Origin of the sequence: Methylocapsa sp. S129, assembly GCF_009765995.1 — a bacterium.
Taxonomy (GTDB): domain Bacteria; phylum Pseudomonadota; class Alphaproteobacteria; order Rhizobiales; family Beijerinckiaceae; genus Roseiarcus.
Window position 1 is genome coordinate 40,592 of record NZ_LMUI01000060.1, and the last position, 12,762, is coordinate 53,353.

At 61.4% G+C, this 12,762-nt stretch carries 10 protein-coding genes and 2 pseudogenes; 3 read left to right on the top strand and 9 right to left on the bottom strand.

Going from position 1 to position 12,762, the window contains the following annotated elements; translation table 11 throughout:
- Positions 1-93 precede the first annotated feature (93 nt).
- Both leuC and leuD read left to right on the top strand, forming a co-directional pair.
- On the top strand, positions 94-1,497 hold the full coding sequence (leuC, locus tag GSQ90_RS30650) for a 3-isopropylmalate dehydratase large subunit (protein WP_158818789.1): 1,404 nt from the start codon (positions 94-96) through the stop codon (positions 1,495-1,497).
- An 11-nt stretch (positions 1,498-1,508) separates the two neighbouring features.
- Complete coding sequence (leuD, locus tag GSQ90_RS30655; protein ID WP_158818790.1) at positions 1,509-2,156, top strand: 3-isopropylmalate dehydratase small subunit; 648 nt, start codon at positions 1,509-1,511, stop codon at positions 2,154-2,156.
- A gap of 126 nt (positions 2,157-2,282) precedes the next feature.
- Here leuD and GSQ90_RS30660 read toward each other — a convergent pair whose 3' ends face one another.
- The 9 genes and pseudogenes from GSQ90_RS30660 to GSQ90_RS30695 all read right to left on the bottom strand — a co-directional run bounded on the left by GSQ90_RS30660 (position 2,283) and on the right by GSQ90_RS30695 (position 12,096).
- On the bottom strand, positions 2,283-3,353 hold the full coding sequence (locus GSQ90_RS30660; protein WP_158818791.1) for an ABC transporter ATP-binding protein: 1,071 nt from the start codon (positions 3,351-3,353) through the stop codon (positions 2,283-2,285).
- A 27-nt stretch (positions 3,354-3,380) separates the two neighbouring features.
- Positions 3,381-5,540, bottom strand: a complete 2,160-nt coding sequence (locus GSQ90_RS30665; RefSeq protein WP_158818792.1) for an ADP-ribosylglycohydrolase family protein — start codon at positions 5,538-5,540, stop codon at positions 3,381-3,383.
- 44 nt (positions 5,541-5,584) lie between these two features.
- Complete coding sequence (locus tag GSQ90_RS30670) at positions 5,585-6,418, bottom strand: carbohydrate ABC transporter permease (protein ID WP_158818793.1); 834 nt, start codon at positions 6,416-6,418, stop codon at positions 5,585-5,587.
- On the bottom strand, positions 6,415-7,254 hold the full coding sequence (locus GSQ90_RS30675; protein ID WP_371418512.1) for a carbohydrate ABC transporter permease: 840 nt from the start codon (positions 7,252-7,254) through the stop codon (positions 6,415-6,417). The genes GSQ90_RS30670 and GSQ90_RS30675 overlap by 4 nt, the downstream gene beginning before the upstream one ends.
- Positions 7,255-7,331: 77 nt before the next feature.
- On the bottom strand, positions 7,332-8,678 hold the full coding sequence (locus GSQ90_RS30680; protein WP_158818795.1) for an ABC transporter substrate-binding protein: 1,347 nt from the start codon (positions 8,676-8,678) through the stop codon (positions 7,332-7,334).
- Positions 8,679-8,721: 43 nt separating this feature from the next.
- Positions 8,722-9,732 (bottom strand): LacI family DNA-binding transcriptional regulator, encoded by a 1,011-nt coding sequence (locus GSQ90_RS30685; RefSeq protein ID WP_158818796.1) that lies wholly within the window; start codon positions 9,730-9,732, stop codon positions 8,722-8,724.
- A 556-nt stretch (positions 9,733-10,288) separates the two neighbouring features.
- A pseudogene (locus tag GSQ90_RS33015) lies at positions 10,289-10,551 on the bottom strand (xanthine dehydrogenase family protein molybdopterin-binding subunit); the annotation flags it as partial.
- Positions 10,544-11,602 carry a xanthine dehydrogenase family protein subunit M gene (locus GSQ90_RS30690; protein WP_158818797.1) on the bottom strand — a complete coding sequence of 353 codons (1,059 nt, stop codon included), beginning with the start codon at positions 11,600-11,602 and terminating at the stop codon, positions 10,544-10,546. The gene GSQ90_RS30690 and the pseudogene GSQ90_RS33015, both read right to left, overlap by 8 nt.
- Positions 11,599-12,096: a (2Fe-2S)-binding protein gene (locus tag GSQ90_RS30695; protein ID WP_158818798.1), complete on the bottom strand. Its 498-nt coding sequence runs from the start codon at positions 12,094-12,096 to the stop codon at positions 11,599-11,601. Before GSQ90_RS30695 ends, GSQ90_RS30690 begins: the two co-directional genes overlap by 4 nt.
- Before the next feature lie 260 nt (positions 12,097-12,356).
- Between GSQ90_RS30695 and GSQ90_RS33020 the strand changes: the two are divergent.
- A pseudogene (locus GSQ90_RS33020) lies at positions 12,357-12,540 on the top strand (DDE-type integrase/transposase/recombinase); the annotation flags it as partial.
- Between the last annotated feature and the right edge of the window lie 222 nt (positions 12,541-12,762).

A 12,762-nucleotide genomic window follows, 5' to 3' on the forward strand; every position in this document is an offset into this window, starting at 1 on the left:
CTACATTATAATACAACATGAGCGAGTCAAGCGCGTCTACGGAAGCGTCAGCCTTTGCGGAATGATGAGATCGGAATGGCGAGATAGGACACGATGAGCCGAACAATCATCGACAAGCTTTGGGACGCCCACGCGATCACGACGCGCGAAGACGGCATGAGCCTGCTTTGGATCGACCGGCACTTGCTTCATGAGGGTTCGTTCCATGCGTTCGATCAATTGGATAAGCGCGCCGCCGCGGTGGCCCATCCAGAGGCGACATTCGGCGTCGCCGATCATTACGTGCCGACCCGCGGCAGGGCGAAGGGAATCGCCAATTCCGAGATCGCGCGCATGGTCGATCTCCTCAAGGAGAATACGCAGCGGCATCATATCCGCCTGATCGGTCTCGACGACTCTCGTCAGGGCATCGTTCACGTGACCATTCCCGAGCAGGGGTTGACGCTGCCGGGATTGACGATCGTCTGCGGCGACAGCCACACATCGACCCACGGGGCCTTCGGCGCCTATGCGTTCGGGATTGGGGCCTCCGAGGTCGCCCATGTTCTCATGACCCAGACGCTGTGGCAGAAAAAGCCCAAGCGCATGCGCATTACTATCGAAGGCGCGCTCGGTTCCGGGATAACCGCCAAGGACGTCGCCCTCACTATTATCGCCCGCATCGGCGCCGACGGAGCGCAGGGCTGCGCGATCGAATATGCGGGATCCGCCATCCGCTGCCTGTCGATGGAGGGCCGGATGACCCTTTGCAACCTGTCCATCGAGGCGGGCGGACGGCTCGGACTGGTCGCTCCGGACGAGACCACTTTTGCTTGGTTGCAGGGCCGCTCGTTCGCGCCGCAAGCCAAAGCTTTCGACGAAGCAGTTGAGGCGTGGCGTGCGCTCGGCAGCGATAGCGACGCCAAGTTCGACCGCGAGGCGAGCTTCGCGGCGCGCGAGATCGCCCCGACTGTGACCTGGGGCGTCAGTCCCGAGCACGCCGCCCCGATCGACGGTGCGATCCCCGATCCCGCTAACATCCGGGACGCCAGCCGCGCCGCGGCGGTGCGCGATGCGCTGGCCTATATGGACCTCAAGGCCGGCACTTCGCTAGCGGCCATCCGTATCGATAGAGTCTTCATCGGCTCCTGTACTAACGGTCGCATCGAGGATCTGCGCGCGGCCGCGGCAGTGCTGGCGGGCCGCCAAGCCGTTGTGCCCGGGCTCGTGTCGCCAGGTTCGTCCAGAGTGAAACGGCAGGCCGAGGAAGAGGGGCTCGACCGCATTTTCCGGGACGCCGGCCTGGAATGGGCCGATTCCGGTTGTTCGATGTGCGTCGGCATGAATGGCGATGTCGTCGCCGCGGGCGAACGTTGCGCCTCGACGACCAACCGCAACTTCAAGGGCCGGCAAGGTCCAGGCGCGCGCACCCATCTGATGTCGCCAGCGATGGCGGCCGCCGCCGCTGTCAGAGGCCAATTGACAGATGCGCGCGAGCTTCTGGCAGGACGGACATAGGGGGAGGGCCGATGGAGCCGCTCAACATCATCGAGACGCCGGCCATCCCGTTGGCGCTCGCCAATGTCGATACGGACCAGCTCATCCCGGCGCGATTCATGAAACGCCCGCGCGCAGCGGGTTACGGGCCGTTTTTGCTCTACGATCTTCGCAACATCGGGACGGGCCAAGCAAGCGACAGCCTTCTCGACGACCCTCAGCGCGCCGGCGCCGCCGTCATGATCGCTCGCCGCAATTTTGGCTGCGGCTCGTCACGGGAGGCGGCGGTCTACGCCCTGCTGGATTACGGCATACGCTGTGTGATCGCACCGAGCTTTGGCGATATTTTCGCGTCGAACGCCATCAAAAACGGCGTGTTGCCTGCTCGCGTCTCGGAGGCCGACGCCGAAGAGCTTCTGGCCTCGCCCAGCGCGACAGAAGGGCGCGCCATACGCGTCGATCTCGCCGCCCAGACGATCATCGCAGGAAATTTGGTCGTTCTATTCACAATCGACCCTGTGTGGAAAACTCAGCTCCTCAACGGCTGGGACGATATCGATCTGACCATGGCCGAGCGTCCCGCCATCGATCGCTTTCGAGCGCAGGATCTGAGAGCGCGCCCGTGGGCGGCGGTCCCCGACGGTGAAAACACGTTCAATAATGACCCGGTCGAGAATTGAACGCATATTATTGTTTTGTAACATGAATCTTGGTCTCGATAGGGAGCCGCAGACGCCTTTCCGCTCCTGCGTCTAGCCCTGATCAACTGTCGAGCGACAAACATGCGGCGCCCGAAAATGGTCGGGTCAATGGGTCAACCGATTGCCGTTTTGCGCGTCGAAGAAATACATGTTCTTGGCCGGCGCGGCGAGATTCAAGATGTCTCCCGGGCGCCTCTCGATACGCTCGCGAAAGACGCCGACTAGACTCTGTGCGCCGAAGCGGGCGACGATATGGGTTTCCGAACCCGTCGGCTCGACGACGATGATCTCGGAGGGAAAACCGCCTGCATCGACGATGAGATGTTCCGGGCGGATGCCGAGCGTAACCGGGCGACCGTCCGACGCGGGCGGAGCCGCGCCGAGGGGCATGCTGAGGCCATCCTCCGTGACAAAGGAGGGAGCGCCGTTGCTGATGACGACGCGTCCCTGGAACAGATTCATCGAAGGCGAACCGATAAATCCCGCGACAAAAAGATTGGTAGGACGATCGTAGAGATCGAGCGGCGCGCCTATCTGCTCCACAACGCCGTCGCGCATGACGACAATCTTGTCAGCCATGGTCATAGCTTCGATCTGGTCGTGCGTCACATAGACGATCGTTGTTCCGAGCCGGTGATGTAGCGACTTGATTTCGGCGCGCATCTGGACGCGGAGCTTCGCATCGAGATTCGACAGGGGCTCGTCGAATAGAAAGACCTTGGGATCGCGAACGATTGCGCGTCCCATAGCGACGCGCTGACGTTGGCCGCCGGAAAGCTGGCGCGGAAAGCGGTCGACAAGACTTTCCAATCCCAGAATCTCCGCGGCTTTGGCTACTTTTGAGGCCATGATCGCCTTCGGCGCGCCTTTGAGCTTGAGCGCAAAGCTCATGTTCTCGGCGACGGTCATATGCGGATAGAGCGCATAATTCTGAAACACCATAGCCACGTCCCGCTCCTTTGGCGGAACATTGTTGACCAGGCGGTCGCCGATGAGGAGTTCGCCGTCCGTAATGCCCTCCAGCCCCGCCAGCATGCGAAGCAGCGTGGACTTGCCGCACCCGGAGGGGCCCACCAAGATGACGAATTCCCCGTCGGCGATATCAACCGAAACGCCCTTGATCACTTCGACTGCGCCAAACGCCTTGCGCAGGTTGCGGATGGCGACTGAAGCCATGTTCGTTCTCCTCATAGAACCGGATGTTCAGGCGTTGGCCAGCGCGGGACGCCGGGGAGAATGGACGGGGACGCCCGCAAGAGGCGCTACTTCCACCTGATCTGTCGATAAGGCGCCCTCCGTGATCACGAGGCCGATGCCGCCGTTCTCGAAAGGCGTGTCGCTTTCGTCTGTTGCACGCAGAGTCAGACGCTCGTCGACCATGCCGACGATCTCTCGACCACGAAGTTGAAGGGCCAACGTTACGGGCTTTTCGAGACTCCAGTGGAAGGAGCCTTCCGCCAGGATCGTGCGTGCGTCGTCGCGCACCTTCACTAGGCGCACACGGTCGCCCGCTTCTAGCAGCAGAGCGTAGTAGCGCCGCAGACCCTGGACGCGAGCGGCGAGGCCCGCACTCGACCCGAGATGCACTGCGACCGCGCTGGAGACCTGATAATCCATCCATTCGCGCGTGCCGTGCACGATGATGCCGCTGCCGCGGTCCTGTGAGATGCGGAAGGCCGCTGCGAAATTTTTGCTGAAGAAACTCACATTGTTGACCCAGGACTGACGCCAGAACGCGCTTGGCTGTTTCGGCCGCCGCAGGTTCAATTTCGGGGCGCCGTCCCAGCCGAGATAGTCGAGCCAGACCGTTCCGTCGGCTCTCGCGCCGCGCGAGGTCAGCGCGACGCCGATTTGCTGGATCGGCTGCCCGTCGAGGTCCGGCAGGGTCCAACTCAGAATGCCGTCGGCGCCTGGCGCAAGATCGACGAATGGCCCATCGAAATCGAAGAGGCGATCGTCCAGTCCGTAAACCTTGATTCGCAGGCCGGCGGAGACCGCCGATGTGTTGGCGGCGTCGGCGACCACGCGCGCCTTGACGGTCTGACCGGAATAGACGCGCGGGCTGGCTTGCAGATCATAGGTGCGCATGTCGACGACATTCGGCGGCGAGAAGGTCGGCGTCAGCGCCGCCGCCAAACGCCCGCGCGCCAGCCCCTTGAAGCGTAAAGCGAGCGCTGGCCCTCCCGGACTCTTGCCCTGTTCGATGGACATGAGGTCGGGTTGAATGGCGTCGCGATCGGCCATGAAGCCTTGCACGCTCCCAGGCAGAGAGAAATGGAACTGCGCGCCAGCCTTGGGCGGCGCCAGCGGCGCCGATCCGGCAAGCTGGAGGCCGAGATTGGCGATATCATACGCGATCCGCGCGGCGTCGTTGACGGCATAGCCGCCGTCGCTGGCTGAAATCAACGTACGGTCGGCGAGCGGGCCGCGCCAATCGGGGCCGCCCTCGAGGCCTTTGAGGCCGTGCATGATTCCGATCAGGCAACCGACATTGCCGGAATTGCAGTCCGTATCCCAGCCAGCGGTATTGACGATCATCATCGCCTGATGGAAATCGGCGCGCGAATAGAGCAGGGAGAGGATAATCAGCGCATGATTGGGCACGACATGGCAATTGCCGGGAAATTTGTCGTAACCATATTGATCCTCGATTCTTTGCCGGGCGTCGCGCCAATCCGGAAGCTCCGCATGCCAGGCGCGCACATCGGCGACGAGCCGCGCGATGAGCGAATTGCCGGGAATGACGGATAGGCCGACGTCGATAAGATGGTCGATGTCGGTGGAAAGGAAAGCCTCGGCCTCCATAGCCGCGAGAAGCTTGGCGGCGTGGACGGATTCGCCGTCATGGCTGACGCTGCCCGCCGCTTCGGCGAATTGCGCGGCGAGCTTCGGTTGGCCCGGCGCCACCAGCGCCCAGCCGTCGATGAAGATCTGTGCGCCGATCTGTTCGGCGACTGCTTGCCCGTTCGTGGCCATCGAGCCCGAGTGCGGGGCGGGCACGCCGCGTTTGAGGTTCAGCCACGCCGTATGTTCGGTCGAATTGCCATTGCCGCCCCACCAAAGGATGGAACGTTGCTCGACGATGGAGTTGAGCCAGGTCTTGCCGATTTCTTCGGCCGAGAGATCAGCTTTGACGCCATGTTCCGCGAGGGCGCGAACGAAAGTGAACGTGCCGGACACGTCGTCGTCGGTGACCACCAACGGCGCATTGAGGCGGTCGTGGACATAATATTCGATAGGGCCGAGTTCGTTCATGATGCGCTGATAGGTCCAGCCTTCGAAGGGTCGCCCGAGATAGACGCCGATCAGCTTGCCAAGCACGCCAGCGTAGACGCGTTCGAGATAATCTGCAGGAATGGACATGGGCTCTGATCCTTTTCGTTCAGAGAGGTGGAAGATGGAACGCGTCAGCCTTTGACCGAGCCGCTCGCCATGCCTTCGATGAAACGGCGTTGCATGAGCAGGAAGAAGACCAAAGCTGGCGCGACGATGAGGATTGCGGCGGCCATGATCTCCCCCCAATCGCTGCTGTATTGGCCGCCAAGCGTGTAGAAGCGCACGACGGCGGTCTGCGCGTCGTGGCTTTGCAGGAAAGTCGATGAGATCAGAAATTCATTCCACGTGTTGAGGCCGGAAATGACGGCGACGGTGAGGATGCCCGGCGAGACCAGCGGCAGACAGACCTTGTAGAAGACCTGCCAGCGATTGGCGCCGTCGACGATGGCCGCTTCCTCGATTTCCCTCGGGATGGCGAGGAAATAAGTTCGCAGCAGGAAGATGGAGAACGGGCTGAAGATCGCGGTATAAACGAGCGATAGGGCGAAGACATTGTCGATCAGCCCGAGATGCGCGTAGCCAAAATAGAGCGGGAAGAGATAGAGCTGGATCGGCAGAGTTGTGGTGGCGAGCAGATAGGCGCTGATCCACCGCCATCCCGGCGTCGCTTGCCGGGCGAGCGCATAGGCGGCCATCGAACAGGTCGTACAGATCAATACGACGGTCAGCCCCGTCACCTCGGCGCTGTTCAGAAGCGACCGCCCTAATTGCGCGTCGGTCCAGGCGCGCGAAAAATTGACCCATTGTAGAGCGCTCGGCAGAGCGAGCGGATTGGCGACGATCTCGGCGCTGGTCTTCAACGCGCTGACGACCATCAGCGCCAATGGGAATATCGCGATGATCGCGCCTATCGCCAGCACGAGATAGGAGAGGGCGATCGTGCTGCGTCCGAGCGTCTGATTCATCGGGCGCCCTCTCGCTGCTGTATCCGCACATAGAAAACGGTCGCTACAAGGCCGAAGAAACTGATGACCAAGGCGACTGCGGCGGCAGGCCCCACGGTGTAATTATAGAAGGCGTAGCGATACGAGAGCGTCGAGAGCACCTCGCTCGAATAGGCCGGTCCACCCTGCGTCAGGACATAGACGAAGTCGAACGCCAGGAAAGACCATATGACCGTCATGATCATCATCAGGGTGATGGTCGGGCGGATCGCAGGAAGCAGCACATAGCGCATCAATTGCGGGAAGTTCGCGCCGTCGAGCATGGCCGCGTCAATCTGCGCCATATCGACTTGGCGGAGGGCTGCGAAGAAGATCACGGCGAGAAATCCCCACCAGTGCCAGACATCGACCGACGCGACGGCGTAGAGGGCGGTCGGTGGGTTGGCGAGAGGATCGGAGAGCGCGACGCCATAAAGCTTCAGCCAACCGACAAGGCCGGATTCCGGATTATAGATCATGCCTTGCCACACGCGGGCGACCACGACCGTCGCGATGATCACCGGCAGGAAATAGACGATCTGAAAAAATGTGCGTCCGCGCCGAACGACGAGCAGGAGCGAGCCCGCGACGAGCCCCATTGCGATAGGAATGATGAGGAAGATCAACGTCCATTTGATATTGTTCAGGAGCGCTGAAAAGAAAACAGGGTCGGCGAAAATAGTGCGGAAATTATCAAGGCCGACGAACGTTGGGGTCGATACGCCGTCCCACTCGACGAACGCCATCGCGACGGTGAGAAGCGCCGGGATCAAAATGATCACGATGTTAATCACGAGAGCTGGCAATAAAAAGGGCATCGACATATCCGAGGAGGGGCGAGATAGGCAAGGAAAAGGGGCGGCGGCGCGCCGCCCCTTTAATTACAAACGTTGTCTCAGCGCGCCGCCAGCGGCGGCACTTTGCCGTCCGCCATTTCCTTGGCGAAGGTCTCCTGCATTTTCTTCAGATAGTCGTCGGTTGATATTTGACCCAACCACACCTGCTCGATCCCGTGGATGAGATAGTCTTCCGTCGCGGGCGGCCAGAAAGTCCACGTGGTATAGCCGAAGTTTCCCTGTGCAACCGCTTTGGAGAACGACGTCACGGTCGCGGCAAATAGGGGCGATACATTTTTAGAGAGCTTGGCTTCATCGATCGACGTCAGCGGCAGGTTCCAGTCACCGGGCCAGTCCTTGCTAATGAGATCGTAGAATGAGTCGGAGTAGAGATAGTCGAGGAATGCGCCTGCGCCATCAGGATTGGCCGAATTCTTGTTGATCGACATCGTGCTGCCCGTGCCGATGGCGTAGATCGGGTAGGGGACGCCATCGCGCAAGCTTGGGAACGCCGCAACGCCGAGTTCTTGGCCCGTTTGTTTGAATGCGGCGACCATGCTGTCAAACGAGAAAGTTCCGTTCGGCGCCATGCCTGCCTCGCCCTTGGCGAGAAGAAGCGCTTCCTGGTCGCCGGTCAACGAAAAGTAATTCTTTCCGAACCATCCCTTCTGATACCAGTTCTTGAGCACGTCGATCGCTTGCACGAATACCGGGTCGGTCCAGGGAATCTCGCCTTTCAGAGCTTTGTAGATATTCTCTGGCCCGGCGTAGTGGTTGAGCACGACGGTGACGTGCCATTCATTGGCGGCGCGCCAGTCGCCGTTGCCGACCGAGAACGGCGTGATGTTCTTGGCCTGCATCGCTTCGGCGATCGTATTCAACTCCGCCATTGTTTTGGGTGGCGTCCAACCATTCTTGTCGAACAGGGTCTTGTTGTAATAAAGGACCATCGTCTCGAACGTTCGTGGCAGGGCATAATTATGTCCCTTGTATTCGCCGGTCTTCAAAACCGGAGCAAGGATGCGTTTGTCGAGATTGTATTTCTTGATGTAATCGTCGAGCGGCAGGAGATGATCGGATTGCACGAGGGCCAAGGTCGTGCTCGGGCCCGGCGTCATGACGATATCGGGTCCTTTGCCCGAGATGACGGCCATGCGAATCTGTTTGTCGCCATTGCCGCTGGCGCGAACGTCGAGCGTGAGAGGCGATGTCGGGTGCGCTGCGTTGAATGGCCCAACCAGATCCTTCTGCAGAATGCGCTGCTGTTCTGGCGTGCCGCCGCGCTGATACCAAAGTGTGATTGGTCCGTCGGCGAAAGCCGGCGGCATGGTCGCGAGCATTGCAGCGATCGTCAGGGCGCCGGTGAGCGCTGCAAACGTCGATTGGGGTCCCTTCGACAAAAGCATTTCCATCCTCCTCTTCGTTTATGGTTAGGCGGCGTTCCTCCGCTCATGCGGATTGGCGTATGACGAGTTCGAACGGCATCTCCCGATGTCGCCCGGGTAGGTCGGCGGGCAGTTCGTTCAGCCGCTGCAGAACCATCTCCGCGGCGACGCGGCCCAACGTCTGTTGAAACTGATTGATCGTCGACAATGCCGGTGTAACGACGCTCGCCGCAAAAATATCGTCGAAGCCCATCACCGCGATATCGTCCGGAATTTTCAGGCGTTCCTCGCGGATCGCCTTCATCGCGCCAAGCGCCATCAGATCATTGGCGGCGAATATGGCGGTTGGGCGAGGGGAGGCGGCGAGAATGTCCTTGGTTGCGCGATAGCCGCCTTCCTCGTTGAAATCGCCGTAGTTCGCGAGCTGCGGCGCCAGGGCCGCCTCGCTCAAAGCTCGGAGATAGCCGCTGACCCGATTGCCCTGCGGGCCGCCGATGCCGGCGATCATGGCGATGCGGCGATGGCCGCGTTCCATGAGATAGCGCGTCGCGGCGGCGGCCGCCGCCATATTGTCCACGAATAGATTGTCGATCGGCAGGGGGCCCTGTCGTTTGGCCGAGGTCTCGATGCGCACGATGCCGATGCCGGCCTGCGCGACGGCCGCGAAATCGGGCGCTTTAATCGTGAAGAAGACGCCGACGACGCCGTCGATCATCCCCCGAAGGCTCCAGGCGAGGAATCTTTTCTCGCGAGCGGCCAATCCGTCGGTGTTCAGCGCGATCACGTCATAGCCGGCGGCGTCCGCGACGGACTGAATGCCGCGAACAAGAGACGGGTAAAACGGGTTGGCGACATCGGGCACCACGCAAGCGATCGTCATCGTTCGATTGGTTTTCAGCGCTTGCGCATAGCGATTGGGAACGTAACCGAGTTCATTGGCCACCTGCATCACGCGTTCGAAAGTCTCCGTGGGGATGCCGTGCCCCTGGGCGCCGCCGAGCGCGATGGACACCGTGGCTTGGGAAACGCCGGCGACCCGTGCGACTTCGCGCTGTGTTATCCGCCGGTATTTCATTAAACTTCCACCGTCGTTTCCCTTTAGGTTATACGTATAACTAAATCGGCTGCGCCGCAATAGGGATCCACTTTCCGGATGCAGATCACCTCCTCATTCGATGATGCTCGCGGAGATGGCGTGGCGACGGTGACGCGCCTGATGGACGACGCCGCGCTGGGGATTCGCATAAGTGCGCCTAGGAACGTGGCGTTCTGTTCTCGGCGTTGATGTGTTCTCTTGGCCTTCGCCTGTCGCCTATTCGAGGGCGCTTAGAATGGTATCCGCTCGAGATGAAACGATTTTTGATTGGTTGGATTCACAAGGGTGCGGGATTGGATGTCCGCTCGGAAACGCCACGCAGTTTCACCACTCGGAAGCGATGGTCAACGATGCCTGAGGTTGTTTGTGGCGCGACAATGGCGGTCGCCGCGCTTAACGCATCGCAACAAGCCGATATTATTGTTTACCTCCGAACCATAGGCGCTCAGAGAGTTCGATTCGCATAAGGTTGCGCGGGGAACGGGACGTTTTCTCTCCAAGAAGGGTTGTTCTCGGCGTCAGGACCTTGGGCCTATGGCGGCTTGTTGGCGGGCGTCACGACCTCGCCGCCGCCGTGGCGGGCCTTTGCCGCCGGCGCGTCGAGAAAGGCGACGCGCCCGCGCGCGATGCTGTTCACCGCCAGCACGGCGTAGAGCATGCCGGGCTGATAGTCTTGTCGGCTGCGTAGCGCGCGTCTCCGGCGACCTTCAGGACGCCGTCGCGGCGCGTGATCGGCTGCCCGACTTACAAGCCATGTCGGAGACGAGCGGGAGCTTGTGCGAGCGCGATCTCAGACATTGAGAAGAGCTCCGGGATTGTGAGCGAACGGAGAGGCGGGCAACGCAGGCGTGCGCTCAGGGGTTCCCGCGGCGGCCAACGCAAGCGCCCGCACCACGATTCCTCGCGCGAGCACGATCTTGAAGTTATTGTCGCCGGATGGTTTCGCGTCCGCGAGCGCGAGTTCCGCCGCCCGGCGGAACGCCGTCTCAACCGAACGCTCGCCGACCAGCATCTCCTCGGCCGCCCGAGCCCGCCAGGGTTTCAGCGCGACGCCGCCGAGCGCGATCCTCGCTTCGACGACGGCGCTTCCATTTATCCGTAGCGCAGCCGCGGCCGAAACGACCGCGAAGGCGTAGGAGGTGCGCTCACGAACCTTGAGGTAGCGAGCATGAGCCGCAAAGGGGGCCGCTTCCGCGGGCAGACGGACCGCGACGATCAGTTCGCCGGGCTCGAGTACGCTGTCGCGTTCGGGCGCGTCTCCAGGCAGACGGTGGAAGCTCTCGAGCGGAACTTCACGGCGCCCTGCTTTGCCCTCGATTTCCACGATAGCGTCTAACGCGACGAGCGGCACGCAGAAATCGGAGGGGTTGGTCGCGATGCAGCTCTCGGTCCAACCGAGCACCGCGTGCAGCCCGGTGTCGCCGCCGCGCGCCTCGCAGCCTGCACCCGGTTCGCGCTTGTTGCAGGCGCTCGCGGTGTCGTAGAAATAGCCGCATCGCGTGCGTTGCAGGAGATTGCCGCCGACTGTCGCGGCGTTGCGAAGTTGCGCCGAAGCGCCGGAGAGCAACGCCTCGGCGACGGCCGGAAAGCGCTGGGCGAAGTCTGGGTCGTGCGCCAAATCGGCATTGCGCACGAGCGCTCCGATCCGGACGCCGCCGGCCGGGAGATGTTCGATCTGGTCGAGGCCTGGAAGATGATTGACGTCGACGAGACGGCTCGGGCGGGCGACGCCGCCCTTCATCAGGTCAAGAAGGTTGGTGCCGGCGGCCAGATAGGCGGCGCCGGGTTCCGCGGCGGCGGCGACGGCCTCGGAGATCGTCGTGGGCCTGAAATAATCGAATGTGTTCACGCCACTTGCTTTCGATCGAGTTTGGTAAGGCGTTTTTGTGCATCGAGCACCGCGTCGGCGATGTCGACATAGGCGCCGCATCGGCAGAGATTGCCGCTCATGCCTTCGCGGACGCGCTCAGGATCGTGGCCTGCCTGGCCTTCCTGGATCAGGCCGACTGCACTCATGATCTGACCCGGTGTGCAGAATCCGCACTGAAAGCTGTCATGGGCGATGAAGGCGGCCTGGACGGGGTGGAGTGCGTCGCCTCGCGCCAACCCCTCGATCGTGAGGAGGTCCGCGCCATCATGGCTGAGGGCAAGAGCAAGGCACGAATTGATTCGTCGGCCGTCGATGAGGATCGTGCATGCGCCGCATTGCCCGCGATCACAGCCTTTCTTGGCCCCGGTCAGGTCGAGGCGTTCGCGAAGGAGATCGAGGAGCGTGACCCGCGGGTCGTCAAATGCGACTTTCCGCGCCGCGCCGTTCACAGTAAGCGAAATTGAAAAGCTCATACGGCCTCCGATCAGCGCGATGTTCGAATGAGATTCCCGCCAGGGTGGTCCTAGGCGATTGGAGTAGGGACGACGAGGCATCCGCGCGATTCGCCGTTTGCCGGGATTCCGACCACCCAACAGGGTCAGAGAAGACGGGGGCGGGATCGCTTTGTTTTGGCGCCAACTCCAGTATTATACGGAGGGTTCCTCCGTTTTGCAAGCAGCGGAAGAACCATTAGCACCGGGACCATGACACATAGTCTGGGCGGCCATTTGACCGCGATCTCGGGATCGAGAGCCGCCATGAGCATGGTCGACGGAAGAATAACCGAGCTGAAAACTCACATCAGCCAACCTAGCGAAAGGAGCGCAAGATGCAGCGCTTCAAGAGCCCGGACTCGGCGCAAAAATTCCTTTGCTTTCAACGTCCAACGCCATCTTACCTCTGCCCGAACGCACTGAAGCTTCCGCGCCGCCGCGATGAATTACTTGGGGTGCGGCCGTCACGGTCGCCTGAAAATTCACACGTCGTAGCCTCACCGCGTTCCTTGCTCGGCAGCGTGACAACGCTCTGTCGAAAGCGAGGCGTATCCCAAAGATCAACTCGGTCTCAGCCTAAAACCAATCGCCAAGGACGCGGACCCAGGGAAGGGGTTAGCGGCGTGGCGCGTCATATCACCGCTT

Excerpts from the sequence above, each read along its gene's own strand:
- GSQ90_RS30670 (WP_158818793.1), bottom strand. The coding sequence starts at position 6,418 with ATGAATCAGACGCTCGGACGCAGCACGATCGCCCTCTCCTATCTCGTG.
- leuC (WP_158818789.1), top strand. The coding sequence starts at position 94 with ATGAGCCGAACAATCATCGACAAGCTTTGGGACGCCCACGCGATCACG.
- GSQ90_RS30685 (WP_158818796.1), bottom strand. The coding sequence starts at position 9,732 with ATGAAATACCGGCGGATAACACAGCGCGAAGTCGCACGGGTCGCCGGC.
- GSQ90_RS30695 (WP_158818798.1), bottom strand. The coding sequence starts at position 12,096 with ATGAGCTTTTCAATTTCGCTTACTGTGAACGGCGCGGCGCGGAAAGTC.
- GSQ90_RS30660 (WP_158818791.1), bottom strand. The coding sequence starts at position 3,353 with ATGGCTTCAGTCGCCATCCGCAACCTGCGCAAGGCGTTTGGCGCAGTC.
- GSQ90_RS30675 (WP_371418512.1), bottom strand. The coding sequence starts at position 7,254 with ATGCCCTTTTTATTGCCAGCTCTCGTGATTAACATCGTGATCATTTTG.
- GSQ90_RS30665 (WP_158818792.1), bottom strand. The coding sequence starts at position 5,540 with ATGTCCATTCCTGCAGATTATCTCGAACGCGTCTACGCTGGCGTGCTT.
- GSQ90_RS30680 (WP_158818795.1), bottom strand. The coding sequence starts at position 8,678 with ATGCTTTTGTCGAAGGGACCCCAATCGACGTTTGCAGCGCTCACCGGC.
- leuD (WP_158818790.1), top strand. The coding sequence starts at position 1,509 with ATGGAGCCGCTCAACATCATCGAGACGCCGGCCATCCCGTTGGCGCTC.